Origin of the sequence: Extensimonas vulgaris, assembly GCF_003337425.1 — a bacterium.
GTDB classification, from domain to species: Bacteria; Pseudomonadota; Gammaproteobacteria; order Burkholderiales; family Burkholderiaceae_C; genus Extensimonas; species Extensimonas vulgaris.
In genome coordinates this window covers 240,505-266,981 of record NZ_QPJU01000003.1, presented here as the reverse complement: position 1 = coordinate 266,981, position 26,477 = coordinate 240,505, and the positions used below count along the sequence as shown (strand labels likewise).

Below are 26,477 nucleotides of genomic sequence, written 5' to 3'. Positions count from 1 at the left end.
CAGCGCTGGCAATTTTGATAGAAATTGGCCTCCAGCGCTCATGGATACTGCGCAAGCAGCTATTTATTCAGAAGCTACTTCGACGGCGCGACCACCATGGTTGTAGCCCCGGGTGCGGGCGCGGGGGCAAGCAGCGCGGGCTCCACGCCTTCGCCCGCGTAGAGGCACACGCGCCCGCGCCCGCTGCGTTTGGCCGCGTACAGGGCTTCGTCGGCGTGGCGCGTCAGCGTTTCCAGGTCTTGTCCGTGCAGCGGGAACAGGCTCATGCCGCCGCTCACGCGCAGCGGCAGCGTCTGCCCCGCGAGCTCGACCGGCGCATTGCAGACATTCAAAACCTTGCACACCAACGGCGCGGCCTGCTCGGCACTCGCCAGACCGGGCAGCAGCAACAAGAATTCGTCGCCACCGAGCCTGCACACGGTGTCGGTGGCGCGCACGGCCGATTGCAGGCGCTTGGCGAACTGCACCAGCAGTTCGTCGCCCACGTCGTGACCCAGCTGGTCGTTGACCTGCTTGAAGCCGTCGAGGTCCATATACAGCACGGCCACCAGGCTGCCGTCGCGCCGCGCCTGGGCAAACGCCTGGTGCGCGCGCTCGCGCAGCAGCAGGCGGTTGGGCAGGTCGGTCAGCGCGTCGTACTGCGCAAGGTGCGCCATGCGCTCGGCCAGCGCCAGCGCCGCGCCCACGTCGCGCAGCACGGCCACGGCGCCTGTGACGCGGCCCTTGCGGTCGGTGATCAGGCTCGCCGACGCCTCCACATCGACGCGCCGGCCCGTGCCGCGCTGCAGCACCACGCCGCGCGTGGTGGGGATGGGGCGCTTTTGCGCTAGTGCCTGGTGCAGCGGGCTGGACTGGGGCGTGGTGCCGTCGGCCGCGCACAGCGCGATGACTTCGTCGACGTCGCGCAGAGCCGCGTCGAAAGCCTGCCAGCCCGTCAGGCGCTCGGCGGCGGGGTTGACGTAGGTGACGCGGCCCTGCGCGTCGGTACAGACCACGGCGTCGGCGATGGCCTGCAGCGTCAGGCGCATGCGCTCCTTCTCCTCGAACAGCTCGTCCTCCATGCGCTTGCGTTCGGTGATGTCGGTCATCTGCACGAAAAATCCGCGCACGGCGCCACCCTCCATGTCCGGGAGGTACGCCACGAGGTAGTGCCGCTCCTCGTTGCGCGCATCGCGCATGGACAAATCGAACACCTGCCTGCGTCCCTGCAAGGCCTGCTCGATATACGACTGGTATTGCGACGCCATTTTTCTGCCGATCAAGTCGTACAGATGCATCCCCGCCACCTGCGCGGGCGCCAGGCCAAACCAGTCCTCGCAGACATGGTTGATGAAGCGGTTGCGCAAGTCGGCGCCCCAGTAGCCGATCAGTGAAGGCACGCTGTCGAGGATGGTGCGCAGCCTGTGCTCGGCCTCGTGCAGTTGCGCGGCGATGCGTTCGCGCTCGCTCAGCTGGCGCGTGAAGAGCCACGCCAGGCCGATGCTGCCAGCCATGAGCAGCGCGGCGAAGGCGCCCAGCAGCCAGGCATTGTGGCGCCACGGCAGCATGATGGTGTCGTACGACTGCGCCACGCCTACCACGAGCGGATAGGCGCCCACGCGGCGGAATGAATACAGCCGCCGCACGCCGTCCAGCGTCGAGCGCGTGAGCAAGGTGCCGCTGCGATGCGACTGCACGAAGCGCAAGTCCGCACTCGCGGCCACGCTCTTGCCCACGCCCGTGCCGTCGTAAGGAAAGCGCGCCAAAAAAGTGCCATCGAGCGTAATGAGGTTGATGCCGCTGTCCGGCCCCAGCTGCACCTCGCTGAAGATGGATTGAAAGTAGCGCAGCGGAATCACACCCACGACCACGCCAGCAAAGCTGCCGTCGGAGTTGTAGTAGGCATGCGCAAGGGGCAGGCTCCATTCCTGCGTGGTGCGGGCGACGATGGGCCGGCCCACGTAGAGTCCGCGCTGCTGCCCGCTGCGCAGAACCTGGAAATACTCGCGGTCTGCAAGATCGATCTGGCGCGGCACCACGCCGCGGGCGTCGAGCACGACATGGCCGCGCTCGTCGGTCACCAGCATGTCGTCGATGTTTTGCGCGCGCGCAACGCTGGCGAACAGCACGCGCTGGCGCATGTCGGGCGGCAGCGCCATGACCTTGGAGCGGCCCAGCTCGAACACCACGTTCTGCATCGCTTCGGCCAAGGTGTCCAGCCCGCGCACGAGGCCGATCTCGAGCGCGCGCGCGAGGTTCGCATTGCTGCGTTCGGCATACGCCAGCGCGTCTGCGTGCGTGATCCAGATGGCGCGCGCAAACAGGCCGCCGATGCCCAAGGACACGAGCACGGCGAGCCACACCAGGCGGTGCGAGAGAAAACGCAACAAAGCCGTCATGTGCGCGTGGGCGTGTTTTCTGGCTTTCCGGCCAACCCTTTTCAGCCGCCCAGGCGCGCGCGGTGCCGGGCGATTTGCGCGCGCACCTGCGCGGGCGCGGTGCCGCCCAGCGTGTTGCGCGCGTTCAGCGAGCCGCGCAGGCTCAGCACCTCATAGACGTCGGGCCCGATCGCGGGGTGAAAGCCCTGCAGCACCTCGAGCGGCAGCGCGGCCAGGTCGAGCTGGCGCGCCATGGCCTCCTTGACCGCGTGCGCCACGGTTTCGTGTGCGTCGCGAAACGGCAGGCCCTTTTTGACCAGATAGTCGGCCAGGTCGGTCGCCGTGGCGTAGCCGCGCAGCGCCGCCTGCTCCATGGCCTGCGCGTTGACGCGGATGCCGCCATGCCGCGCGCCCGTGGCCGGGTCGGTCTGCCCGCCGACCATCTCGGCAAAGATGCGCAGCGTGTCCTTGAGCGTATCGACGGTGTCGAACAGCGGCTCCTTGTCTTCCTGGTTGTCCTTGTTGTAGGCCAGCGGCTGGCCCTTCATGAGCGTGACCAGGCCCATCAGGTGCCCCACCACGCGCCCCGTCTTGCCGCGCGCGAGCTCGGGTACGTCGGGGTTCTTCTTCTGCGGCATGATGGAGCTGCCCGTGGTGAAGCGGTCGGCGATCTGGATGAAGCCGAAGTTCTGGCTCATCCACAGGATCAGCTCCTCGCTCAGGCGGCTGATGTGCACCATGCACAGGCTCGCGGCGGCGCTGAATTCGATCGCGAAGTCGCGGTCGCTCACGGCGTCCAGGCTGTTTTGGCACACGCAAGGGTTGCCTTGCGCATCCACCATGCCCAGCGTGCGCGCCACGCGCTCACGGTCCAGCGGGTAGCTCGTGCCCGCGAGCGCCGCCGCGCCCAGCGGCAGGCAGTTGACGCGCCGGCGCACGTCCTGCATGCGCTCGGCGTCGCGCGCAAACATCTCCACGTAGGCGAGCATGTGGTGCGCAAAGCTCACGGGCTGGGCCACCTGCAGGTGCGTGAAGCCGGGCAGGATCACTTCGACATGCGGCTCGGCCACGGCCAGCAGCGCGCGCTGCAGCTCGGCGAGCAGGCCGAGGATCAGGTCGATCTCGCCGCGCAGCCACAGGCGCACGTCGGTCGCCACCTGGTCGTTGCGGCTGCGGCCCGTGTGCAGGCGCTTGCCCGCGTCGCCCACGAGCTGCGTGAGGCGCGCCTCGATGTTCAGGTGCACGTCTTCGAGCTCGAGCTTCCACGCAAAGCTGCCGGCCTCGATCTCGGCGCGGATCTGCGCCATGCCGCGCTCGATGTCGGCCAGGTCCTGCGCGCTCAGAATGCCCTGCGCGGCGAGCATCTCGGCGTGCGCAAGGCTGCCCATGATGTCGGCCTGCCACAGGCGCTGGTCGAAAAACACGCTGGCCGTGTAGCGCTGCACCAGCTCGCTCATGGGCTCGGAAAACAGCGCCGACCACGCCTGCGCCTTGGTGTCGAGCTGGTTCGCGGGGGCGGGCGTGGGGGCGGGCGCGGAGGAAGAATGGGGGCTGGGGGGCGTGGGCATGGGGAGGCAATAATCCGTTGAATGAGTGAAGCCGGCGCCGCCGGGCGCTGCAAGTGCGCGAGCCGCAGATTTTATCGACGCCGCAAAATGCTATATCTTCAGAAGCTGCTTGTGCATACTACATAAGCATAAAAGCCATAAAAGACCTAAAAATGCTGGAAAGCTCTGCGGCCATCCCCAAACCCGCAACTGCGCGCGGCACATCGGCCCATGCGGCCGTGCTGGTCTTCGACGCCTGCGAGGTCGGCCTGGTGCTGCGCGCGGTGCTGTTCGTCGAAGCCGTGCTCGGCGTGGGCGCGCTGTTTGGCGCGGGCAGCGCACGCGAGTGGCTGCTGCGCCTGATGCTGCTCACCGGCGGCGCGCTGCCCGCCACGCTGGCCTGGCTGCTCACGGCCTGCAGCCTCAAAAAAACGCTGCAGCGCCTGTCCACCGCCCGGCAATATGCTGCGGGCGTGCTGCTGGGCGCGCTCGCGGGCCTGATGGCCTGCGCCATGCTGGCGCTCGCCGGCGTGGCCACCGCGCCGCCCTGGCTTGCGAGCGCCGCCAGCGGCGCGCTGCTTGCGGCGCTGCTCGTCGCGGCGCTCGTGCTGCGCGCACGCGGGCGCACGCCGGCCGCCACCGCGGCGCGCCTGGCCGAGCTGCAGGCGCGCATCCGCCCGCACTTTTTGTTCAACACGCTCAACAGCGCCATCGCCCTGGTGCGCGCCGAGCCTGCCAAAGCCGAGGCGCTGCTCGAAGACCTGAGCGAGCTGTTTCGCCACGCCCTCGCCGAGCAGGGCGAGTCGGTCACGCTGGCCGAGGAATTGCGGCTGGCGCGCCACTACCTCGATGTGGAGGCCGTGCGCTTCGGCCCGCGCCTGCAGGTGCAATGGCAGCTCGACCCGCGCGCCGACGCGGCGCGGCTGCCGCCGCTGCTGCTGCAGCCGCTGGTCGAAAACGCCATCCAGCACGGCGTGGAGCCCAGCCCGCGCGGCGGCAAGCTGCGCGTGCAGACCGAGCTGCGCGGCAGCCGCGTGCGCGTGCGCATCACCAACACCCTGCCCGCGCCCGGCAGCGAAGCGCCCGCCGCGCAGCGCCGCGGCCACGGCATGGCCCTGGCCAATGTGCGCGCGCGCCTCGCCCTGCTGCACGACCTGCAGGCGAACTTCAGCGCCGGCGTGCAGGATGGCCTGTACGAAGTCTGCATCACCCTGCCCGCGCCACGCCAGCCGCTACGGCAGCCACGGCCAGCACCGCGCCGGGCGCCCACGCCCACGCCCACGCCCACGCCCACGCCCGAAGCCACCCCGCCGCCATCCAGAGAGCAGTCCCATGCACATCCTGATCGTTGACGACGAAGCCCTGGCGCGCAGCCGCCTGCGTACCCTGCTCGCCGACTGCAGCGGCAGCGGCGCGGGCCACTGCAACGGCGCCCACACCGTGACCGAGGCCGAGAGCGCCGCGCAGGCGCTGGCCCTGCTGCAACCCACGGGCGGGCGCGGCTTCGACCTGGTGCTGCTCGACATCCACATGCCGGGGCTGGACGGCCTGCAACTCGCACAGCGCCTCAAGGCGCTGGCGCACCCGCCCGCGCTGGTGTTCGTGACCGCGCACCCCGACCATGCGCTGAGCGCCTTCGAGCTCGACGCCGTGGACTACCTCACCAAACCCGTGCGCCGCGAACGCCTGCAACAGGCGCTGGCCAAGGCGCAGCGCCTCGCGGGCCAGAGCGCCACAGCCCCACCGCCGCCTAACGCGGGCGAAGCCCTGCTGCTGCAAGACCGCGGCCGCACCGAGCGCCTGCCGCTGGCCGAGGTACTGTATTTCAAGGCCGAACAAAAGTACGTGACGGTGCGCACCAGCACGCGCAGCTACGTGCTCGACGGCGCCCTGAGCGAGCTCGAACGCAAATACCCCGCGCAGTTCTTGCGCATCCACCGCAACGCCCTGGTCGCGCGCCGCGCCATCCGCGCGCTGGAAAAGCACTTCGACCCCGAAGAAGGCGAAGGCTGGGCCGTGCGCCTGCAGGGCCTCGTCGAGCCGCTGGCCGTGTCCCGGCGCCAGCTGGCGGCGGTGCGCGCGGAGCTTGAGGGCGGGTAGAGTCTGGCCGAAACGCCGCGTGCGCTCACCCATGCAGCGCCGACAGCGCCTCTGGGTTGAGCTCGACGATTTTCAACAGCGCGCGCGCAGGCCCAGCTGGGCGAACACGGTGCTGCTCCCAGTTCTGCAAGGTTTTGGGCTTGACGCCGATGAGGTAGGCGAAACGGGTCTGACTCAAGCCCGTGCGCTCCCGTATGGCCTTGACGTCGGGATCAGGAAAGTCGTGCACACGCACTCCCGCCACCGCCTGACCACGCATGTGGCGCCCCATGTCACGGACACTTTGCAATAGCTCGTCAAATTGTTTTTCGTTCATCGTGCACCTCTTCGGCAATGATGTCGGCCAGCCGACGCAGTTGGTCTTTGCTCAAGTCCGCCATCACATTTTTTGCGTAGGCATAAACCATGTAGCAGCGCTCATGGGATACCCAGTGGTAATAAATGACCCGCGCACCACCGCGTTTGCCTCGTCCAGGCAGCGGCACCCGAAGCTTTCGCAGGCCACGTCCACCGGGGATCATGTCCCCTGCTGCAGGGTTTTCCAGCAAAATCAATTGCAACTCGCGCATGTCTTCGTCGGAGAACAACTCACTCGCACAACGCACGAAGATGGGAAGTTCGATGAAGACCATACGCCCAATTATCCGCTAGAAGCGCACTACCCAAACAAGAATAACACTGAGCGCAGCCCGTGCGCGCCGGGCTCAATGCACATGCACCCCGGCGCTCACCAGCGTCACGAGTGCCATGCCGGCGAGCAGCCAGAACACCTGGCCTGCGGTCTGGCGCAGCGTGAGGTGTTTTTGCAGTTGCGGGATCAGGTCGGCGAGCGCCACGTAGATGAAGCTGCTCGACGCCACGGCCAGAAAGTACGGCAGGCCGTCCTGCAGGCGATCGACCAGAAAATAGCCCACGATACCGCCCAGCGCGGTCACGGCGCCCGCGAGCGACACCTTGAGCAGCGCCACCGAGCGGCTCGCGCTCGACTGGCGCAGCACCACCAGGTCGCCCATGTGGTGCGGCACCTCGTGCGCGAGCACTGACAGCGCCGCGACGGCGCCCAGGCGCAGGTCGGCCACGAAGGCCGAGGCGATCAGCATGCCGTCGCCAAAGCAATGCACGCTGTCGCCCGTGAGCACCGTCCAGCCACCCGCGGCGCGCTGGCCGTGATCCGCCTCGTGCGCATGCGTGTGTGCAGGGTCATGCGTGTGCGCGTGTCCGTGCGCCTGCGGCTGGCCGTGCGCGTGCGCAAAGCCATGCTCGTGCCCGTGGTGCCAGAGTTCGGCCTTGTCGAGCAAGAAGAAAAACACCACGCCCACGAGCAGCGTGGCAAAGAGCGCGTGCGCGTCCACCTGGCTCTCGAAGGCTTCGGGCAGCAGGTGCATGAACGAGGTCGCGAGCAAGCCCCCCGCGGCCAGGCTCAGCAAATTCTGCGGCCCTGCACGGCCCTGCCCCGCGCCCAAACCCGTGCGCAACAGCAGCGCCGCGAGCCACACACTGCCTATGCCCGCCGCCAGGGTGGCGACGATGGTTGCTATCAATACCATTGCTGCTTGCGCTTTCTGTGTCTTGGCTTAGAGCCATTTTTATCCATAAATTAGTGACGCCACCCCGTTCGGCATGGGACAGAATCACTGCAGGCGTGGCATATTTTGGTGCAAGGGCGCGGAGGCCACCCGCAGGCAAAAGCCCAATCCTGCGCCTATCACCGCAAAGGAGACAAACCCATGGCATCCCTTCCAGCCCCGGACACGGTGGCAGCGGCGCTCGCGCGCACGGTGCAGCAGCACCACAAAACCGCCTATATAGACCACGACCAGGAAATCCGCTGGCAGGAGGTGGACGCCACCTCGTCGCGCCTGGCGCGGCGCCTGCGCGCGCTGGGGCTGGGCAAGGGTGACCGCATCGGCATCATTTTGCCCAACCGCATCGAGTGGCTCTACACCTACTTTGCCGCGGCCAAGATCGGCGCCGTGGTCGTGGGGCTGAACGTGCGCTACCGTGATGTGGAGCTGGACTTCATGTTCGCCGACAGCCAGATCAAGGCCGTGCTCGCGCCACGCAGTTATGCGGGCTTCGACTACGTGCAGTTTCTCACGCAGGCGCAGGCGCGCTTTCCCGCCTTGCAGCACCTGCTGTTCGTCGATGATGCGCCCGCCGCAAATTTGCCGGACGGGCCGGGCATCGCCTTTCACACCCTGCTCGCCCCGGGTGGTGACGACACCGCAGCCTTGCCGCCGGAGTGCAGCCCGCAGCCGGACGACTTGCTGCTCGTGATCTACACCTCGGGCACCACGGGGCGTCCCAAGGCGGCGGGCATCACGCACCGCTCGCAGCTGGCGTCGGCGCGGGCGCAAGACGCGCACACCAAGCTCACCGCGGACGATCTTGTGCAACTGGCCTTGCCCTTGAACCACGTGGGCGGAATCACCTGCGGCGTGCTCTCCATGCTGCTAGCGGGTGGCACCTGCGAGCTCATGCCCGAGTTCAATACCGACAGGTTGCTGGAGATGACGCGCAAACACCCGCCGACGCTGCTGACCGGCGTGCCGACCATGCTCACCCTGCTGCTCATGCACCCGCAACTCGCGCGCGGCGACTTCTCGCGCCTGCGCCTGCTGATCGTCGGCGGCTCGAACGTCGATGCCACGCTGCTCACGCGCCTGCAGGCGGCCTTTCCGGAGGTGGCGATCATGAACCTTTACGGTCTCTCGGAATCCTCGGGCGCGATCGTCATGACGCCGTGGGGCGCGAGCCAGCAGGCGCTGCTCGAAACCATAGGCAAGCCGCTGGCCGGCGCGCAGGTGCGCGTCGTCTCGCCCGAGGGCAAAGACCTGCCCACGGGCGAAGTCGGCGAACTCTGGTTCCGCGGCCTGGGCGTGATCCGCGCCTATGTTGGCAGCCAGCGCGACGCGGGCGCCTTCGACGCTGAGGGCTGGCTGCACACGGGCGATCTGGGCTTCGTGGACGAGGCGGGTCTGATCCACCTCATGGGCCGGCAAAAGGACATGTATATCCAGGGCGGCTTCAACGTCTATCCGGCCGAGATCGAGAGCGTGATCGCCTCGCACCCCGAGGTGCTCATGGTCGCCGGCATCGGCGTGCCGGACCCGGTGCTGGGCGAAGTCGGGCGCTATTACGTCGTGCGCAAACCCGGCAGCACACTGACCGAGCAGTCCTTGCAAGCCTTTTGCCGCGAACACCTGGCCGACTACAAGGTGCCGCGCCAGATCGTGTTCCGCGAACAACTGCCGCTGACACCGGCAGGCAAGATCCAAAAAGCCGCGCTGCGCGCCGAGGAAGTGACCTGATGCCCGGCATGCAAGTACGGCCCATCGGCATTACTCCTCAAAAGTGAGCATCAAGCGCTTACTGCATGTGCCTTTGAGGCCGATTTTGTATCCGAAATTGGCCTCGATGTGAGCGCCCTCACGCGGGGCGCAAGGCCTGCGCTTCGCGCGCGAGCTGCGTGATGCGCACCCAGTCGCCCGCCTGGATCGACGGCGCGGGCGCGAGCCACGAGCCGCCGACGCAGCGCACGTTGGGCAGTGCAAGGTACTGCGGCGCGGTGGCGCTGGTGATGCCACCCGTAGGGCAAAAGTACACGTGCTGGAAAGGGCTGCGCCAGGCTTTGAGCAAACCCAGCCCGCCGATGGCGTCTGCCGGAAACAGCTTGAGAAAGGTGAAGCCGTCGGCGAGCGCCGCCATGACCTCGCTTGCCGTGGCCACGCCCGGCAGCAGCGGCAGGCCGAGCGCGCGGCAGGCTTGGGCGAGCTCGCGGTGGTAGCCGGGGCTCACGACGAAGCGCGCGCCGGCCTCGCGCGCGCGGCCCGCGTCGGCGGCATTCAAGACCGTGCCCGCGCCCACGATGACCTCGGGCAGTTCACGCGCGATCTGCGCGATCGCGGGCAAAGCCGCCGGCGTGCGCAGCGTGACTTCGAGCACCTGCACGCCGCCCGCGTACAAGGCGCGCGCCAGCGGCAGCGCGTCCTCCACGCGCTCGAGCACGATCACCGGAATCACCGGCCCGTAAGACGCCAGATCGATGGGGCGCAAGAGTTGCGGGTTCACAGCCATGTGCATGCTCCTTGTTCGGCGCTGGTCGCGTTGCGGCGAAAGTTGGCAAAAAGCTCGCGCCCGAACCCGTGCGGCGGCGGCGCCGGGTGCGGCGCAGGCGTGCGGCGCTGCCATTCGGCGGCCTCGACGAGCGCGTCCAGCGTGCCCGCGCGGGCGTCGATGCGCAGCAGGTCGCCGTCGCGCACCCGCGCGAGCGGGCCGCCTTCGAGCGCCTCGGGCGTGACGTGGATGGCCGCGGGCACCTTGCCCGAAGCGCCGCTCATGCGCCCGTCGGTCACGAGCGCCACGCGATAGCCTTGATCCTGCAGCACCGAAAGCGCGGGCGTGAGCTTGTGCAGCTCGGGCATGCCGTTGGCGCGCGGCCCCTGAAAGCGCAGCACGGCCACCATGTCCTCCCGCAAGCCGCCCGCGCTGAACGCGGCGAGCAGTTCCTCCTGCGAGGCGAACACGCGCGCCGGCGCCTGCACCACGAGGCGATCTTCGGGCACGGCCGAGACCTTGATCACCGCGCGCCCGAGGTTGCCCTGCAGCAGGCGCAAGCCGCCCGTGGGCGCGAACGGCCGGCGCACCGGGCGCAGCACGGTCTCGTCGCCCGACGCTGTGGCCGCCATGCGTGCGCCCGCAGCCAAGCCGCCCGGGTGCACGCTGGGCAGATCGTGCATCAGCCCCGCGGCGAGCAGCTCGCGCAGCACCCACAGCGGCCCGCCCGCGGCCTGGAACTGGTTCACGTCGGCCTCGCCGTTGGGATAGACACGCGCGAGCAGCGGCACGGCAGAGGAAAGCTCGTCGAAGTCCGTCCAGTCGATCACGATGCCGGCGCTGCGCGCCACCGCGACCCAGTGGATCAGGTGGTTGGTCGAGCCGCCCGTGGCCAGCAGCGCCACCATGGCGTTGACGATGCAGCGCGCATCGACGAGCCGCCCAATGGGCGTGAAGCGCGCGCCGCGCCGGCCGATGTCGAGCACGGTGCGCAGCGCGGCGCGCGTGAGCTGCTCGCGCTCGGGCGCGTCGGGGTGCACGAAGACCGCGCCCGGCAGCACCAGCCCCATCGCTTCGAGCAGCATCTGGTTGCTGTTGGCCGTGCCGTAAAACGTGCAGGTGCCGGGGCTGTGGTAGGCCGCGGATTCGGCCTGCAGCAGCTCGGCGCGCCCGACCAGCCCTTGCGCGTGCAGCTCGCGCACCTTGGCTTTTTCGCGGTTCGACAGGCCCGAGCGCATGGGCCCTGCGGGCACGAACACGCAGGGCAAGTGGCCGTAGTGCAGCGCGCCGATCAGCAGGCCCGGCACGATCTTGTCGCACACGCCGAGCAGCAGCGCGCCGTCGAACACGTCGTGCGCAAGCGCGATGGCCGTGCCCATGGCGATCACGTCGCGCGAAAACAGGCTCAGCTCCATGCCCGGCGTGCCCTGCGTGACGCCGTCGCACATCGCGGGCACGCCGCCCGCGACCTGCACCGTGGCGCCGCAGCGCGCCGCCTCGTCGCGCAGCAAGTCCGGGTAGGCGTGGTAGGGCTGGTGCGCCGAGAGCATGTCGTTGTAGGCCGTGACGATGGCGATGTTGGGCGCGCGTTCGACCATGAGTTTGATCTTTTGCGGGCCCGGCAGCGCGGCATAGGCGTGCGCCAGGTTCGCGCAGCCCATGCGCTCCTGCGGCACCGCGCGCGCGAGCATGGCGTCTATGCCGGCCAGATAGGCCGCGCGGCTGTCCCGGCTGCGCTGCGCGATGCGCTCCGTGACGCGGGCTACGACTGCATGCATGACTGCCTCCTGGACGAAAAAGCAGACGAGGAATGTAGCGCGCGCCCCCTGGCGGTGCAAACCGCGGGTTTTTATGAGCACGGGTGAGGCACCGCCTGCGGCGCCCCCAGCAAAAGCCAACGCCCACGCGCGCACAATGCGTGCATCCATCATGCGCCCCACGTTCCTCCATGCCCTTCACCGCCCTGCCCCTGCCCCCTTGCGAACTCGGCGAATCCCCGTTCTGGCACCCGACGGAAAAACGCCTGTACTGGTGCGACATCCACGGTTTTGCCGTGCATGCCTGGGAGCCGCAGACGGGACGCCATTGGCGCTGGAGCACGCCGTCCGAGCCCGGCTGCTGCGCGCCCATGCAGGGCGGCGGCGTGGCGCTGGGCTTGCGCGATGGCTTTTACGCGCTCGATGTGCAGACCGGCGCCATCACCTGCATCGCCCAGCTGCCGCCCGCGTCGCACGACCCGCAGCGGCTGCGCCTCAACGACGGGCGCTGCGACCGCGCGGGGCGTTTTTGGGCCGGCTCGGTGGTCAGCCCGCGCACCCAGCCCGACGCGGCGCTGTGGCGCCTGGACTGCCGCAGCGCGCCGTGCAGCCTGCAGCGCATGGCGGGCGACAACTACACCGCCAACGGCCTGGCCTTCAGCCCCGACGAGCGCTGGCTCTACTGGGCCAACACACCCGCGCACCGCATAGACCGCTTTGCCTTCGATGCCGCGAGCGGCAGCCTGGGCGCACGCACGCCCTGGGTGCAGTTTGCGCCGCCGCAAGACGGCCAGCCCTACGGCGGGCGGCCCGACGGCGCGAGCGTCGATGTGCAGGGCGACTATTGGGTGGCGATGTTCGAAGGCGCGTGCGTGCTGCAGCTCTCCCCCGCGGGCGAGGTGCTGCAGCGCCTGACGACGCCCGTGCAATGCCCGACCATGGTGTGCTTTGGCGACGAAGACCTGCGCACGCTCTACGTGACCTCGGCGCGGCGCGGGCGCCCGCCCGAGGAATGCACCGCCGCCGTGCCCGCGGGCGCGCTGCTGCGCCTGCGCGTGAGCGTGCCGGGACTGCCGGTGAATTTCTTTCGCGCAGGCTCAGGCTCGGCCGGGGCGGCGCAGGCGCTGCAATAGCCCCGCCGTCGAGGCATCGAGCCCTGTCGCGTCGCCGCTCGCCAGGCGCGGCTCCAGGTCGCGCGCAAGCACTTTGCCCAGCTCCACACCCCACTGGTCGAAGCTATTGATGCCCCAGAGGCTCCCGCTCACGAACACGCGGTGCTCCTGCAGCGCGAGCAAGGCGCCGAGCGCGGCGGGCGTGAGCGCGTCGAGCACGATGAAGGTGCTCGGCCGATTGCCCGGAAAGTCGCGGTGCCCGTCGCCCACCACCTTGCCTTGCATCAGCGCCTGCGCCTGCGCCAGGGCGTTGGCGAGCAGCTTTTCGTGGTGGCCCGGCAGCGGGTGCGTGGGCGTGCGCACGGCGATGAATTCGAGCGGCACCACGTCGCTGCCCTGGTGCAACATCTGGAAAAACGCGTGCTGCCCGTTGGTGCCAGGCTCGCCCCAGAGCACGGGCGCGGTGGCGAGCGCAAGCGGCTTGCCGTCGAGCCCCACGCGCTTGCCGTTGCTCTCCATTTCGAGCTGCTGCAAATACGCGGGCAGGCGCCGCAGGCCCGCGTGGTAGGGCGCGATGCAGCGGCTCGTGAAGCCGTAGAAATTGCGATACCAGAGGTCGAGCAACCCCAGGCGCACGGGCAGGTTGGCGGCAAAAGGCGCAGAGCGAAAGTGCTCGTCCATCGCGTGCGCGCCCGCGAGCAGCGCGCGAAAGCCCTCGGCGCCTATGGCGATCGCAAGCGACAAGCCAATGGCCGACCACAGGGAATAGCGCCCGCCCACCCAGTCCCAAAAGCCGAAGGTGGTGGTGATGCCCAGCGCGCGCGCCGCTGCTACGTTGGTGGTGAGCGCCGCAAAGTGGCGCGCCACCTCGCGCCCGCCCTGCGCGGCAAACCAGGCCAGCGCCGAATGCGCGTTGGTCATGGTCTCGACGGTCGTGAAGGTCTTGGAGGCGATCAGAAACAGCGTGCGCTCGGGGCACAACGTTTGCAGCGTGGTATGCAGCTCGTGCCCATCGACGTTCGAGATGAAATGAAAGCGCTTGCCCGCGATGTGCTGCGCCTCGAGCGCGAGCACGGCCATCTGCGGGCCGAGGTCGGAGCCGCCGATGCCGATGTTCACCACGTCGGTGATGGCCGCGTCGGCGCGCTGCGCCTCGGCGTAGGCCAGCATCGCGTCGAGCGTGGCGTGCACCTGCGCGAGCTCGTGCGCCACCTGCGGCAAGTCGCCCGGCAGCGCCAGCCCCTTGGGGCGGCGCAGCAAGGTGTGCAGCACGGCGCGGCCCTCGGTGGTGTTGATGGGCACGCCGGCAAACATTGCGTCGCGCCGCTCGGCGAGCCGGCACGATTGCGCGAGCGCGAGCAGCAGCGCCTCGGCCTCGCGGCTCCAGAGGTTTTTCGACAGGTCGGCGAACAGGTGCGGCGCCTCCTGGCTGAAGTGCGCAAAGCGCCCGGCGTCTTCGGCAAAGGCGCGGCGCAGGTCGAAGGCGCGCCCCTGCGCGGCAAACAAAGCCTGCAGGCGCGGCCACTCGGGCGCCTGGTCGCAGGGCAGCAAGGGCGGCAGGGAGCTCGTGGGGTTCATGGTCAAAAAGCACTCCAAGGCTTATGGATAGGTCGCAAGCAGCTCCTGTTTTGCGAGTAATTACGGCGTGTAAGGACATCGCTTGGCGCTACAGGTGCGTGCCACATGGCAAGGGTACACTGCGCCGCAGGGCCTTTCGTGACGGATGGCCGCACGCACAGGAGCCACCCATGGGATTCGACCTCGTCTTGTTCGGCGGCACGGGCGATCTGGCCTGGCGCAAGCTCATGCCAGCCTTGTTCCAGGCCTTTCGCCACGGCACGCTGCCCGCAGGCGGGCGCATCATCGCCGTGGCGCGCGACACGCTCAGCGACGAGCAATACCGCCGCCTGATGTACGAGCGCTTCGACAAGGTCGAGCTCGCCAAACGCCCCACGCCCGACGAATTCGCGCGCTTCGCGCAGCTGCTGCACTACCTGCGCATGGACTTGTCGCAGCCGCAGGACTACGCGCAGCTCGCCGCGCTGCTGCAAGCACGCCAGGCCGACACCGTGGTGATGTACCTGGCGACCGCGCCCAGCCTCTTCACCACCGTGTGCGAGCAGATCGCCGCCGCGGGGCTCAACGGCCCGGCGACGCGCGTGGTGCTCGAAAAACCGCTGGGGCACGATCTGGCCTCGAACCAGGCCATCAACGCCACCCTGCGCCGCGTGCTGCGCGAGGAGCAGGTCTTTCGCATCGACCACTACCTGGGCAAGCCCTCGGTGCAAAACCTGTTTGCGATGCGCTTTGGCAACGCCTTGTTCGAGCCGCTGTGGCGGCGCGAAACCATCGCGAACATCGAGATCACCATCGCCGAAGACCTGGGCGTGGAAACGCGCGGCGCCTTTTACGACCAGACCGGCGCGCTGCGCGACATGATCCAGAACCACGCGCTGCAACTGTTGTGCGCGATCGGCATGGAGCCGCCGATCAACGCCAGCGCCAACGCCATCCGCGACGAAAAGCTCAAGGTGCTGCAATCGCTCAAGCCCTGGGACGAAGCCAGCATCGGCCAGAACGTGATCCGCGGCCAATACACCGCAGGCATGGTGCACGGCCAGCCCGTGCCCGGCTACCGCGAAGAAAAAGGCGTAGCGCCCGACAGCAACACCGAAACCTTCGTCGCGCTGCGCACCGAGATCATGAACTGGCGCTGGGCCGGCGTGCCCTTTTACCTGCGCACCGGCAAGCGCCTAGCCGAGCGCAGCGCGCAGATCATGGTGCACTTTCGCCCCGTGCCGCACCACATCTTCAAAACCCCGGCGGACGCGGCCAACCGCCTCGTGATCCACCTGCAGCCGCAGGACGGCCTCGACTTGCGCCTGCTCGCGCAGGGCGCCACGCAAGCCCAGAGCGTCGAAACCATCCTCACGCCGGTGAGCCTGAACCTCGACTTCACCCAGCGCTTTGGCGCCGAGCGCGTGGGCGCCTACGAGCGCCTGCTGCTCGACGTGATCGCGGGGCGCCTGAACCTGTTCGTGCGCAGCGACGAGCAGGAAGAAGCCTGGCGCTGGGTCGAACCCATCCTCGAGCACTGGCGCCGCGACCCCACAGGCCCACGCCCCTACGCCGCCGGCACCTGGGGACCAAGCGCTGCGAGCGCCATGATCGCGCGCGACGGGTTTTGCTGGAGTGAAGAGGTTTGAGCGCGGCTGGCCCAAGAGGAGGCGCCACGCCCCTGCGCGGATGCTCGCGAGGGGAAACTCGAAATTGGGGTCAGATTCCAATTATTCAAAAAAGATAGCTGCTCACGCTTCCTGCATCTAGGCTAACGGCCAAAAAGACCTCAATTTCCACCGTCCTGCGGCCGATCGAGCGCGCGCGCGGCGCCGTACAGCGCCGGGGCCGCGTCGGGGTTGATGACCCAGCATGGAATCGGCGCCAGATACGCCTGAAAGCGCCCCTTGGCCTCGAAGCGGGCGCGAAAGTTCGATTGGTCGAACCACGCACCCAGGCGCGGCACGATGCCGCCGCCCAGATACACGCCGCCGCGCGCGCCCAGCGTCAGTGCCAAGTCGCCCGCCACTGTGCCCAGAAAGCCGCTGAACAGCGTGAGCGCCTGCAAGGCCAGCGCGTCGCCCGCGTCGAACGCCAGTGCCGTGACATGCTCGGGCTGGCTCACTTCTGTTCCGCCAAACATCGAGCGCTCGCGCAGCGCGTGGTACAGATCGACCAGCCCCTGGCCACTGAGCACGCGCTCGGCCGACACGTGGCCGTAGCGCCGCTGCAAGATGCATAGCAGCTCCCATTCAAGCGGCGTCTGCGCGGCCAGCGTGGCATGGCCGCCTTCGCCCGCGAGGGGAATATCCATGCCGTCCGGCGCAAACACCAGCCCCGACACGCCCAGACCCGTGCCCGGCCCGAGCAGCCCGACGGCTGCCCCCGCGACCGGCGCGCCGCCGCCGACCTGGCGCAGCATCTGCGGCGTGAGCAGCGGAATGGCGAGCGCGAGCGCCGTGAAGTCGTTGAGCACGACGAGCCGCCGCAGCCCCAGCGCCGCACGCAAGGCGCTTTGCGAAAAGCTCCAGTCGCGGTTGGTCATGCGCACCGCGTCGCCCGTCACGGGGTTGGCGATGCCCAGCGCGGCTTCCTCGGGCATGGCGATGCCCGCCTCGGCCACGTAGGCGCGGATCGCGGCTTCGAGCGAGGCAAACTGCGCGCACGGCCGCACCCACAGGTCGTGCAAGGCGTCGCCGGGCCCGGCTTGCCAGCCCAGACGGATGTTGGTGCCGCCGATGTCGGCGAGCAAGCGTGTGTGCGCCATAGTTTCCCTTTCAAAAACCTGTCGGAAGCAGGTAGCCCCACGCGCCCGGCGGCTGCGCCACGGCAGCCCCGAAATCGTCCCGCGCGCCTGTTAAACTGCCGCCCAGCCACCATTGGCGGGATGCCGCGTGCCTCCGGTTGCAGGCTGCCGCGCAAAGGTCCGCCCTCATCCTACGGCCCCTTTGGGCTCAGTGTGTACCACGCCCTCGCCCGCCATCCGACTTTTGCCGCCACCGTCAGCGCCGCGCCGCTCTCCCTTCTGCGCAAATCCAGCCTTATGGAACCCCCCTTTCTCCCCTTTTCGCGCCCCAGCATGGGCGAGGCCGAGATCGAGGCCGTCGCGCAGGTGCTGCGCTCGGGCTGGATCACCACCGGCCCCAAAAACCAGGAGCTCGAGCAGCGTTTTTGCGCGCATTTCGGCTGCCAGCACGCGGTCGCCGTGAGCTCGGCCACGGGCGGCATGCACCTGGCGCTGCTCGCGCTGGGCATAGGGCCCGGCGACGAGGTCATCACGCCGTCGCAGACTTGGGTTTCCACGCTCAACATGATCTGCCTGCTCGGCGCCACGCCGGTGTTCGTCGATGTGGATCGCGACACGCTGATGGTCGATGCTGCGCGCGTCGAGGCCGCGATCACGCCGCGCACGCGCGCCATCGTGCCCGTGCACTACGCGGGCGCGTCGCTCGACCTCGATCCGCTCTACGCCGTCGCGCGTCGGCACGGCATTCCGCTGATCGAAGACGCCGCGCACGCGGCCGGCACGCTGTACCGCGGCCGGCCCGTGGGCGCGCAGGGCACGGCGATTTTTTCGTTCCATGCGATCAAGAACATGACCTGCGCCGAAGGCGGCATGTTCGTCACCGACGACGCGGCGCTCGCGCAAAAGGTGCGCATGCTCAAGTTCCACGGCCTGGGCGTCGATGCCTACGACCGCCACACGCACGGGCGCAAACCGCAGGCGCTGGTGCAGCAGCCGGGCTTCAAATACAACCTGGCCGACCTCAACGCCGCGATCGCGCTGGTGCAGCTCGAGCGCCTGGCCGCCATCAACGCGCGCCGCGCCGAGATTGCCGCGCAATACCTGCAGCGCCTGGCCGCGCTGCCCGTGCAGCCGCTCGCGCTGCCTACCTATCCGCAGCAGCACGCCTGGCATCTGTTCATCCTGCGCATAGACGCCGAGCGCTGCGGCGTCCACCGCGACGGCTTCATGCAGGCGCTGCAAGAGCGCCAGATCGGCACGGGCATCCACTTCATCGGCGCGCACCTGCACACCTGGTACCGGCAACAATTCCCGCAGGTGCAATTGCCGCACACCGAGTGGAACTCGGCGCGCCTGTGCTCGATTCCGCTGTTTCCGGACATGACGCAGGCCGACATCGACCGCGTGGTCGGCGCCATCGAAAGCATCGTCGCATGAACACGCTCAAGCCCTACCCGATTGATTGCGTCTCGGTGGTCATCCCGGTCTATAACGAGCAGGAAAGCCTGCCCGAGCTGCTGCGGCGCACTACGGCCGCCTGCGAGAGCCTGGGGCGCGCCTACGAAATCGTGCTGATCGACGACGGCAGCCGCGACCGCTCGGCCGAGATGCTGCTCGAAGCCGCGGCCGCGCCGGGCAGCCACGTCGTCGCCGTGATCCTGAACCGCAACTACGGCCAGCACGCAGCCATCATGGCGGGCTTTGCGCAGTGCCGCGGCGACCTGGTCATCACGCTCGACGCCGACCTGCAAAACCCGCCCGAAGAAATCCCGCGCCTGGTGCAGCAGGCCGCGCTGGGCTACGACGTGGTCGGCAGCGTGCGCCAAAACCGCCAGGACTCGGCGCTACGCCGCTGGCCGTCGCGCCTCATCAACTGGGCCGTGCGCCGCGCCACGGGCGTGGGCATGAGCGACTACGGCTGCATGCTGCGCGCCTACCGCCGCAGCGTGGTGCAGGCCATGCTCGCCTGCCCCGAGCGCAGCACCTTCATCCCCATCCTCGCCAACAGTTTTGCGCGCCACACCACCGAGATCGAAGTCGGCCACGCCGAGCGCGAGCACGGCACCTCCAAGTACGACTTTTTGCGCCTCATCAACCTGATGTTCGACCTGGTCACCTGCATGACCACGGCGCCGCTGCGCCTTTTGAGCCTGGCTGGCGCTGGGCTCGCGCTGCTGGGCTTCGGCTTCGGGCTGCTGCTGCTCGTGCTGCGTCTGGTTTTTGGCGCGCAGTGGGCCGGCAACGGGCTGTTCGTGCTGTTCGCCGTGCTGTTTTTCTTCAGCGGCGTGCAGCTTCTGGGCATGGGCATGCTCGGCGAATACCTGGGGCGCGTGTATGACGACGTGCGCGCGCGGCCGCGCTTTTTCATCGAACGCGTAGCGCGCGGCGCAGCCGCTGCGCCCCTGCCGCCGCCTGCCGCCACGAACGTCGGGGCGAATGCCCCTGCCCCTTGCTGCACTCCACCTTCTTGCGGGTCTTGATCCATGAGTCTCAACACCATCGTTTTCGCCTACCACGACATCGGCTGCACCGGCATTGAAGCGCTGCGCGCCGCGGGCTACACCATTTCGGCCGTCTTCACGCACGCCGACGACCCGAAAGAAAACCGCTTTTTCGGCTCGGTCGCGCAGCTGTGCGCGCGCCTGGGCATCCCGGTGCACGCGCCCGAAGACGCCAACCACCCGCTGTGGATAGAGCAGGTGCGCGCGCTGCAGCCGGACTTCATTTTTTCGTTCTACTACCGCCACCTGCTCGGCGCGGAGCTGCTCGCGAGCGCGCGCCGCGGCGCGTACAACCTGCACGGCTCGCTGCTGCCGCGCTACCGCGGACGCGCGCCGGTGAACTGGGTGCTCGTGAACGGCGAAACGGAAACCGGCGTGACCTTGCACCGCATGGTGCAGCGGCCCGACGCCGGCCCCATCCTCGCACAGCAGCGCGTGCCCATCGCCGACGAAGACACGGCCTACACGCTGCACGGCAAACTGCGCGAAGCCGCGCGCGCACTGCTCGACGCCGCGCTGCCCCGGCTCGCGCGCGGCGAGCTGCCCGAAGTGCCGCAAGACGAAGCGCAGGCCAGCTACTTCGGCCGGCGCACGCCCGAAGACGGCCGCATCGACTGGAGCCGCCCCGCGCGCGCGCTGCACAACCTGGTGCGCGCCGTGACGCAGCCTTACCCGGGCGCGTTCGCGCCCGTGGGCGAGCGCAAGCTGATCGTCTGGGCCTCGCGCGTGGTGCCCGGTGCGCACGGGCGGGCGCCGGGCACGGTGCTCAGCACCGCGCCGCTGCGCATCGCCTGCGGCGAAGACGCGCTCGAAATCCTCGCGGGCCAGCAGGGCGATGCGGGCCTGTACCTGGCCGGCCCGCAGCTCGCGCAGGAGCTCGGCCTGGTCGAAGGCTCGCGCCTGCACGCAGCCCCGATGGGCCCGCAGCGCAAGACGCGCGTGCTGATCCTGGGCGTGAACGGCTTCATCGGCAACCATTTGTCGGAGCGCCTGCTGCGCGACGGTCGCTATGAAATCTATGGCATGGACATAAGCTCGGACGCGATCGAACGCCTCAAGAGCAACCCCGACTTCCACTTTGTCGAGGGCGACATCAGCATCCACACCGAGTGGATCGAATACCACATCAAAAAGTGCGACGTGGTGCTGCCGCTGGTCGCGATCGCCACGCCGATCGAATACACGCGCAACCCGCTGCGCGTGTTCGAGCTCGACTTCGAGGAAAACCTCAAACTCGTGCGCCACTGCGTCAAGTACCGCAAGCGCGTGATCTTCCCCTCGACCTCCGAGGTCTATGGCATGTGCACCGACGAGCGCTTCGACGAAGACAAGTCCAACCTCGTGGTCGGGCCGATCAACAAGCAGCGCTGGATTTATTCCGTCTCCAAGCAGCTGCTCGACCGCGTGATCTGGGCTTACGGGCAGCAGGGCCTGCGCTTTACCCTCTTTCGCCCGTTCAACTGGATGGGGCCGCGGCTCGATAGGCTCAACTCGGCACGCATCGGCAGCTCGCGCGCGATCACGCAGCTGATCCTGAACCTGGTCGAAGGCACGCCGATCCGCCTCGTCGATGGCGGCGCGCAAAAGCGCTGCTTCACCGACGTGGACGACGGCATCGAGGCGCTCGCGCGCATCGTCGAGAACGCGGGCGGGCGCTGCGACGGGCAAATCATCAACATCGGCAACCCCGACAACGAGGCCAGCATCGCCGAACTCGCCCACGAGCTGCTGCGCCAGTTCGAGCAGCACCCGCTGCGCGGCCACTTCCCGCCGTTCGCTGGCTTTCGCGCCGTCGAGAGCCGCTCGTTCTACGGCGCCGGCTACCAGGACGTGTCGCACCGCAAGCCCAGCATAGAGAACGCGCGCCGCCTGCTCGGCTGGAACCCCACGGTGCCCATGCACGTGACCATCGAAAAAACGCTGGACTTCTTCCTGCGCGAAGCGCTGGCCGAGCCCGGCATGCTCGCCGCGCAAGAAGAGCGCGACGAACCCATCGCCGCCGCACCAGCAGCCGCACAGGAGGCGCGGAGCGCCTGATGCCGGTCGGCCTGCGCATCGACGTGGACACCTACCGCGGCACGCGCGAGGGCGTGCCGCGCCTGCTCGACCTGCTCGCGGCCGCGCAGGTCAAGGCGACGTTTTTCTTCTGCGTGGGGCCGGACAACATGGGCCGGCATCTGTGGCGGCTCGTCAAGCCGCGCTTTTTGTGGAAGATGCTGCGCTCCAGGGCCGCGAGCCTGTACGGCTGGGACATTCTGCTCGCGGGCACGGCCTGGCCCGGCCGCCCGATCGGGCGCGACCTGGGCCCCTTGATGCGCCGCGCCCAGGAAGCCGGCCACGAAGTGGGCCTGCACGCCTGGGATCACCACGCCTGGCAGGCGCACGCGGGCGACTGGAGCCGCGCGCGGCTCGCGGCCGAATACCGGCGCGGGCTGGACGCGCTTTCCGACATTCTGGGCCGGCGCGTGGACTGCTCGGCCGTCGCCGGCTGGCGCGCCGACGAGCGCGTGGTCGAGGTCGAGCAGGACTTTGCCTTGCGCTACCACAGCGACTGTCGCGGCCACAGCCTGTTTCGGCCGCTGCTTGAATCCGGCCAGCCGGGCACGCCGCAGATTCCGGTCACGCTGCCCACCTTCGACGAAGTCGTGGGCCCGCAGCTCGCGGCACCCGACTTCAACGACTTCATTTTGAGCCAAATCCGGCCTGAGCCCGCACCGGGCTTGCCGTCTGCGCTACAGGTTTACACGATCCACGCCGAGGTCGAAGGCATCCTCATGGCCCCTGCTTTTGCCGAACTGCTGCGCCGCGCGCAGGAGCGTTCCATCACCTTCGCGCCGCTCGGCGCGCTGCTGCCCGCCGACCCCGCCACGCTGCCCACGGGGCGCCTCACGCGCGGCAGCGTTCCTGGACGCGAGGGCTGGCTGGGGGTGCAGGCATGACGCCGCGCCGCGCTGCGCTCGCGCTGGGCGCCGTCTTTGCGCTTTTTTTCCTCGTGCCGCTGGGACTGCACGGGCTGTGGATTCCCGACGAGTCGCGCTACGCGCAGATCGGGCAGGAGATGTTGCGCAGCGGCGACTGGATCGCGCCGCATTTTCTGGGCCTGCGCTATTTCGAAAAGCCCATAGGCGGCTACTGGCTGATCGCGCTCAGCGAGGCGGTTTTTGGCGAAAACCTGTTTGGCGCGCGCTTTGCCTCAGCGCTCGTGACGCTGCTCACGACGCTGCTCGTGTACGGCTTTGCGCAGCGCCTGTGGCGCGACGCGCGCACGGCCATCGCGGCGGCGCTGGTCTTTTTGAGCTGCGCGCTCGTCGCCGGGCAGGCGGGCTATAGCAACCTCGACCCGCAGTTCAACCTCTGGGTCACGCTGGGCATGGTCGCGCTTTACTTCGCTTTCGAGAGCGGCTCGCGCGCGTCCCGCCTGCGTTGGTGGGCTGTTTTGGGCTTGGCCTGCGGGCTCGGCTTCCTGACCAAGGGTTTTTTGGCCTTCGCGCTGCCGGTGCTCGTCGCGCTGCCCTACGCGCTGTGGCAGGGCCGCTGGCGCGTGCTGCTCGCCTGGGGGCCGCTCGCCGTGGGCGTGGCGCTGCTCGTGTGCCTGCCCTGGGCGCTCGCGGTGCATTGGCGCGAGCCCGATTTCTGGAACTTCTTTTTCTGGAACGAGCATGTGCGCCGCTTTGCGAGCGCCACCGCGCAACACATGCGGCCGTGGTGGTTCTTCGTGCCCATCGTGTTCGCCGGCGCCCTGCCCTGGGCCGCTTTGCTGCCGCCCGCGCTGCGCCTGGCCTGGAGCCAGCGCGGTGAGCGCGCCACGGCCTTCGTGCTGCTGTGGTTTGCCGTGCCTTTCGTCTTTTTCAGCCTGAGCAAGGGCAAGCTGCCGACCTACATCCTGCCGTGCTTTGCGCCGCTGGCCTTGGGCGTCGGGCGCTTTGTGGTGCAGGCACGCTCGCAACGGTCTGCGCGCGCCCTGCGCGTGAACGGCGCGCTCAACCTGCTGATTGGCGCTGGCGCCGTGGCGGGGCTGGTCTGGCTGCAACTGCACGATCCGCTGTACTCCGCGGGCGAAGGTTCGCGCCTCGCGCTCGTCGTGGCGGTGCTTGGCGTTTGGCTGCTCTGCGCCGCGCTGCAGTGCTGGCAGCCGCTGCGCCATTGGGCGGCCCCGGCCTTCGGGGTATGGACGTTTTTCGCGCTCGTGCCCGCCGCGCTGCCGCTTGCGCTCGTGCACAACAAAATGCCCGACCAGTTCATCCTCGCGCACCGCGACGCGTTGCGCGGCGCGCACACGCTCGTGAGCGACGACGTGGGCACGGCGGCGGCGCTCGCCTGGCGCCTTGCGCGCACCGACGTGGTCATGCTCGACACGCAGGGCGAGCTGGCCTACGGCCTGTCGCAGCCCGATGTGCAGGGGCGCTACGTCACGCGCGCCGATTTCCCCGCCTGGCTCGCGCAGGCGCGCCGCAACGGCCCCGTGGGCATCGTGCTGCGCCTGGGCGACGCGGAAGAAGAACCACTGCTCGCGCTGCTGCCGCCCGACACCCGCGTGCACCGCGCGGGCCGGCTCGTGATCGCCATCGTTCCATGAGCTGGATACTGCTGCTCGGCGCCTGCCTGCTGACCTGCCTCGGGCAGATCGCGCAAAAATACGCGGTACTGCACTGGCAGGGGCGCGCGCTAGGCGGCTGGGCCAAGCTCAAGTCTCCATGGCTTTTGCTGGCTTTTGGCAGTATGGGCGCGGGCTTGCTGCTATGGCTTTTGCTGCTGCAGCGCATGCCCGTGGGCCTGGCCTACCCCATGCTGAGCCTGAACTTCGTGTTCGTCACGCTCGCCGCGCGCTGGCTGTTCCACGAGGCCGTCGATGCGCGCCACTGGGCGGGCGTCGCGCTCATCATGGCGGGCGTGGCGCTGCTCGGGGCGCAGGCATGAAGCAAAGCAAAGGCGTGGGCAAGGGCTTGGGCCTGGCGCTCGCGAGTACGCTCTTGGTCAGCGCCGCGCAACTCGCTTTGCGCTGGGGCATGGCGCGCCTGCCGCTGCCTATGGATTGGCTCACGGCCTGGCAAGCGCACTCGCTCGATGCGGCCGCGCTCGCCAGCGTATGCTCTGGCATCCTGGCCTACGCGCTTTCGATGCTGTGCTGGCTGGGCGCGCTGCAGCACTTGCCGCTGTCGCGCGCTTACGCCTTGCTCAGCCTCAGCTACGCGTTGGTGCACCTGGGCGCGGCGCTGCTGCCGGGCTGGGGCGAAGCGCTGAGCATGGGCAAGGCGCTGGGCGTGGCGCTGGTGGTCGGCGGCGTGCTGCTGATCCACGCGCGGCCTGCGACACCTGCGGCACCCTCGCACTGATTTTTTATTTCGACACACTCACCATGAAACTCACGATCTTCGGCACCGGCTATGTAGGACTGGTGCAAGCGGCCGTCATGGCCGAAGTCGGGCACGACGTGCTCTGCATGGACATAGACCAGGCCAAAATCGAACAGCTCCAGCAAGGCCAGGTCGGCATCTACGAGCCCGGCCTCGCGGAATTGGTGCGCGAAGGCGTGGCCGCGGGCCATTTGCGCTTCACGCACGACGTGGCAGAGGCGGTGCAGCACGGCGCGGTGCAGTTCATCGCCGTGGGCACGCCGCCCGGGCCCGACGGCGGCGCCGACCTGAGCGGCGTGTTTGCCGTGGCCGAGGGCATTGCGCGCCACCGCAGCGAGCCGGTCATCATCGTCGAAAAATCCACCGTGCCCGTGGGCACGGGCGACCGGCTCAAGGCGCACATCGAAGCACAACTCGCACACAGCGGCAAGCGGCTCGAATTCACCATCGTCTCAAACCCCGAGTTCCTCAAAGAAGGCTCGGCGCTCAACGACTGCCGCCGCCCCGACCGCATCATCCTCGGCGGCGAGGACGAAGCCGCGCTCGACCTGATGCGCGAAATCTACGCGCCCTTCAACCGCAACCACGACCGCATCCTGTGCATGAACCTGCGCAGCGCCGAGCTCACCAAGTACGCGGCCAACTGCATGCTCGCCACCAAGATCAGCTTCATCAACCAGATCGCCGAGCTCGCCGAAAACCTGGGCGCCGACATCGAGGCGATCCGCAAAGGCATAGGCGCCGACCCGCGCATCGGCTACCACTTCATCTACCCCGGCTGCGGCTACGGCGGCTCGTGCTTTCCCAAGGACATCAAGGCGCTGATCCACACCGCGCAAGAGGCCGGCTGCGGCAGCGACCTGCTGCAGGCCGTCGAAGCCGTGAACGAGCGACAAAAGCGCAAACTGTTCCAGCGCATCCACGCCTATTACCAGGGCGACCTCAAGGGCCGCACGTTCGCGCTCTGGGGCCTGGCCTTCAAGCCCAACACCGACGACATGCGCGACGCCCCGAGCCGCGAGCTCATGGAGTCGCTGTGGGCCGCGGGCGCCAAGGTGCGCGCCTACGACCCCGAGGCCATGGCCGAGGCCCAGCGCATCTACGGCCACGACGAGCGCCTGGCCCTCATGGGCACGCCCGAAGCCGTGCTGCCCGGCGCCGACGCGCTCGTGATCTGCACCGAGTGGCAGGTGTTCAAGGCGCCGGACTTCGAGCTCATCAAGCGGCAGCTGCGCGCGCCGGTGATCTTCGACGGGCGCAACCTCTACGACCCGCAGCGCCTCGCGCGCAAGGGCATCCACTACTTCGCGATCGGCCGCGGCGAATCGCTGCAATTGCCACTGCCAGGGCGTGCGCGCGTGCTCACGGATTGAGCATCCATTCGGGTCTA

22 protein-coding genes are annotated in these 26,477 nt (G+C 68.6%); 13 read left to right on the top strand and 9 right to left on the bottom strand.

What is annotated here, in order from left to right; genetic code table 11:
* Positions 1 to 74: 74 nt before the first annotated feature.
* The gene (locus DFR45_RS06800; RefSeq protein ID WP_114482943.1) at positions 75 to 2,378 is read right to left on the bottom strand and encodes a bifunctional diguanylate cyclase/phosphodiesterase; all 2,304 of its coding nucleotides are present in this window, start codon (positions 2,376 to 2,378) and stop codon (positions 75 to 77) included.
* 41 nt (positions 2,379 to 2,419) lie between these two features.
* Positions 2,420 to 3,925: an argininosuccinate lyase gene (gene argH, locus DFR45_RS06795; protein WP_114482942.1), complete on the bottom strand. Its 1,506-nt coding sequence runs from the start codon at positions 3,923 to 3,925 to the stop codon at positions 2,420 to 2,422.
* Positions 3,926 to 4,077: 152 nt separating this feature from the next.
* Between argH and DFR45_RS06790 the strand changes: the two genes are divergently transcribed.
* Both DFR45_RS06790 and DFR45_RS06785 read left to right on the top strand, forming a co-directional pair.
* Entirely contained in the window at positions 4,078 to 5,256 is a 1,179-nt protein-coding gene (locus DFR45_RS06790) for a sensor histidine kinase (protein WP_114482941.1), read from the top strand.
* The gene (locus tag DFR45_RS06785; protein ID WP_114482940.1) at positions 5,237 to 6,004 is read left to right on the top strand and encodes a LytR/AlgR family response regulator transcription factor; all 768 of its coding nucleotides are present in this window, start codon (positions 5,237 to 5,239) and stop codon (positions 6,002 to 6,004) included. Before DFR45_RS06790 ends, DFR45_RS06785 begins: the two co-directional genes overlap by 20 nt.
* A 25-nt stretch (positions 6,005 to 6,029) precedes the next feature.
* Here the strand turns inward: DFR45_RS06785 and DFR45_RS06780 are convergent, their stop codons facing one another.
* The 3 genes from DFR45_RS06780 to DFR45_RS06770 form a co-directional block, all read right to left on the bottom strand.
* Positions 6,030 to 6,320: a helix-turn-helix domain-containing protein gene (locus tag DFR45_RS06780; RefSeq protein ID WP_114482939.1), complete on the bottom strand. Its 291-nt coding sequence runs from the start codon at positions 6,318 to 6,320 to the stop codon at positions 6,030 to 6,032.
* Complete coding sequence (locus tag DFR45_RS06775; protein ID WP_114482938.1) at positions 6,301 to 6,636, bottom strand: type II toxin-antitoxin system RelE/ParE family toxin; 336 nt, start codon at positions 6,634 to 6,636, stop codon at positions 6,301 to 6,303. The genes DFR45_RS06780 and DFR45_RS06775 overlap by 20 nt, the downstream gene beginning before the upstream one ends.
* Positions 6,637 to 6,708: 72 nt before the next feature.
* Positions 6,709 to 7,551, bottom strand: coding sequence for a ZIP family metal transporter (locus tag DFR45_RS06770; protein ID WP_114482937.1), 843 nt, complete (start codon positions 7,549 to 7,551; stop codon positions 6,709 to 6,711).
* Between the two features lie 180 nt (positions 7,552 to 7,731).
* Between DFR45_RS06770 and DFR45_RS06765 the strand changes: the two genes are divergently transcribed.
* Positions 7,732 to 9,315: a class I adenylate-forming enzyme family protein gene (locus DFR45_RS06765; RefSeq protein WP_114482936.1), complete on the top strand. Its 1,584-nt coding sequence runs from the start codon at positions 7,732 to 7,734 to the stop codon at positions 9,313 to 9,315.
* A 118-nt stretch (positions 9,316 to 9,433) separates the two neighbouring features.
* Here the strand turns inward: DFR45_RS06765 and DFR45_RS06760 are convergent, their stop codons facing one another.
* Positions 9,434 to 10,081, bottom strand: coding sequence for a bifunctional 4-hydroxy-2-oxoglutarate aldolase/2-dehydro-3-deoxy-phosphogluconate aldolase (locus tag DFR45_RS06760; protein ID WP_114483030.1), 648 nt, complete (start codon positions 10,079 to 10,081; stop codon positions 9,434 to 9,436).
* Positions 10,072 to 11,838 (bottom strand): phosphogluconate dehydratase, encoded by a 1,767-nt coding sequence (gene edd, locus DFR45_RS06755; RefSeq protein WP_114482935.1) that lies wholly within the window; start codon positions 11,836 to 11,838, stop codon positions 10,072 to 10,074. The genes DFR45_RS06760 and edd overlap by 10 nt, the downstream gene beginning before the upstream one ends.
* Positions 11,839 to 12,008: 170 nt before the next feature.
* On the opposite strand from edd, the gene DFR45_RS06750 reads away from it, so the two are divergent.
* Positions 12,009 to 12,950 carry an SMP-30/gluconolactonase/LRE family protein gene (locus tag DFR45_RS06750; protein ID WP_114482934.1) on the top strand — a complete coding sequence of 314 codons (942 nt, stop codon included), beginning with the start codon at positions 12,009 to 12,011 and terminating at the stop codon, positions 12,948 to 12,950.
* Here the strand turns inward: DFR45_RS06750 and pgi are convergent.
* Entirely contained in the window at positions 12,915 to 14,507 is a 1,593-nt protein-coding gene (pgi, locus tag DFR45_RS06745) for a glucose-6-phosphate isomerase (RefSeq protein WP_114482933.1), read from the bottom strand. The genes DFR45_RS06750 and pgi overlap by 36 nt on opposite strands.
* A 170-nt stretch (positions 14,508 to 14,677) precedes the next feature.
* Between pgi and zwf the strand changes: the two genes are divergently transcribed.
* Entirely contained in the window at positions 14,678 to 16,135 is a 1,458-nt protein-coding gene (gene zwf / locus DFR45_RS06740; protein WP_114482932.1) for a glucose-6-phosphate dehydrogenase, read from the top strand.
* Between the two features lie 140 nt (positions 16,136 to 16,275).
* Here zwf and glk read toward each other — a convergent pair whose 3' ends face one another.
* Entirely contained in the window at positions 16,276 to 17,253 is a 978-nt protein-coding gene (gene glk, locus DFR45_RS06735) for a glucokinase (RefSeq protein WP_114482931.1), read from the bottom strand.
* A 276-nt stretch (positions 17,254 to 17,529) separates the two neighbouring features.
* Between glk and arnB the strand changes: the two genes are divergently transcribed.
* The 8 genes from arnB to DFR45_RS06695 are packed head-to-tail and all read left to right on the top strand — an operon-like array spanning position 17,530 to position 26,460.
* On the top strand, positions 17,530 to 18,669 hold the full coding sequence (gene arnB, locus DFR45_RS06730; RefSeq protein WP_114482930.1) for a UDP-4-amino-4-deoxy-L-arabinose aminotransferase: 1,140 nt from the start codon (positions 17,530 to 17,532) through the stop codon (positions 18,667 to 18,669).
* Entirely contained in the window at positions 18,666 to 19,712 is a 1,047-nt protein-coding gene (gene arnC / locus DFR45_RS06725; RefSeq protein ID WP_114482929.1) for an undecaprenyl-phosphate 4-deoxy-4-formamido-L-arabinose transferase, read from the top strand. The genes arnB and arnC overlap by 4 nt, the downstream gene beginning before the upstream one ends.
* Positions 19,713 to 19,715: 3 nt before the next feature.
* A complete protein-coding gene (arnA, locus tag DFR45_RS06720) occupies positions 19,716 to 21,770 on the top strand; it encodes a bifunctional UDP-4-amino-4-deoxy-L-arabinose formyltransferase/UDP-glucuronic acid oxidase ArnA (RefSeq protein WP_114482928.1) in 2,055 nt (684 codons plus the stop codon).
* A complete protein-coding gene (gene arnD, locus DFR45_RS06715; protein ID WP_114482927.1) occupies positions 21,770 to 22,672 on the top strand; it encodes a 4-deoxy-4-formamido-L-arabinose-phosphoundecaprenol deformylase in 903 nt (300 codons plus the stop codon). The genes arnA and arnD overlap by 1 nt, the downstream gene beginning before the upstream one ends.
* Positions 22,669 to 24,309: a lipid IV(A) 4-amino-4-deoxy-L-arabinosyltransferase gene (arnT, locus tag DFR45_RS06710; RefSeq protein WP_114482926.1), complete on the top strand. Its 1,641-nt coding sequence runs from the start codon at positions 22,669 to 22,671 to the stop codon at positions 24,307 to 24,309. Before arnD ends, arnT begins: the two co-directional genes overlap by 4 nt.
* Positions 24,306 to 24,650, top strand: a complete 345-nt coding sequence (gene arnE / locus DFR45_RS06705) for a 4-amino-4-deoxy-L-arabinose-phosphoundecaprenol flippase subunit ArnE (RefSeq protein WP_114482925.1) — start codon at positions 24,306 to 24,308, stop codon at positions 24,648 to 24,650. The genes arnT and arnE overlap by 4 nt, the downstream gene beginning before the upstream one ends.
* Positions 24,647 to 25,066 (top strand): 4-amino-4-deoxy-L-arabinose-phosphoundecaprenol flippase subunit ArnF, encoded by a 420-nt coding sequence (gene arnF / locus DFR45_RS06700; RefSeq protein WP_114482924.1) that lies wholly within the window; start codon positions 24,647 to 24,649, stop codon positions 25,064 to 25,066. Before arnE ends, arnF begins: the two co-directional genes overlap by 4 nt.
* Positions 25,067 to 25,089: 23 nt before the next feature.
* Entirely contained in the window at positions 25,090 to 26,460 is a 1,371-nt protein-coding gene (locus DFR45_RS06695; protein ID WP_114482923.1) for a UDP-glucose dehydrogenase family protein, read from the top strand.
* Positions 26,461 to 26,477: the final 17 nt, after the last annotated feature.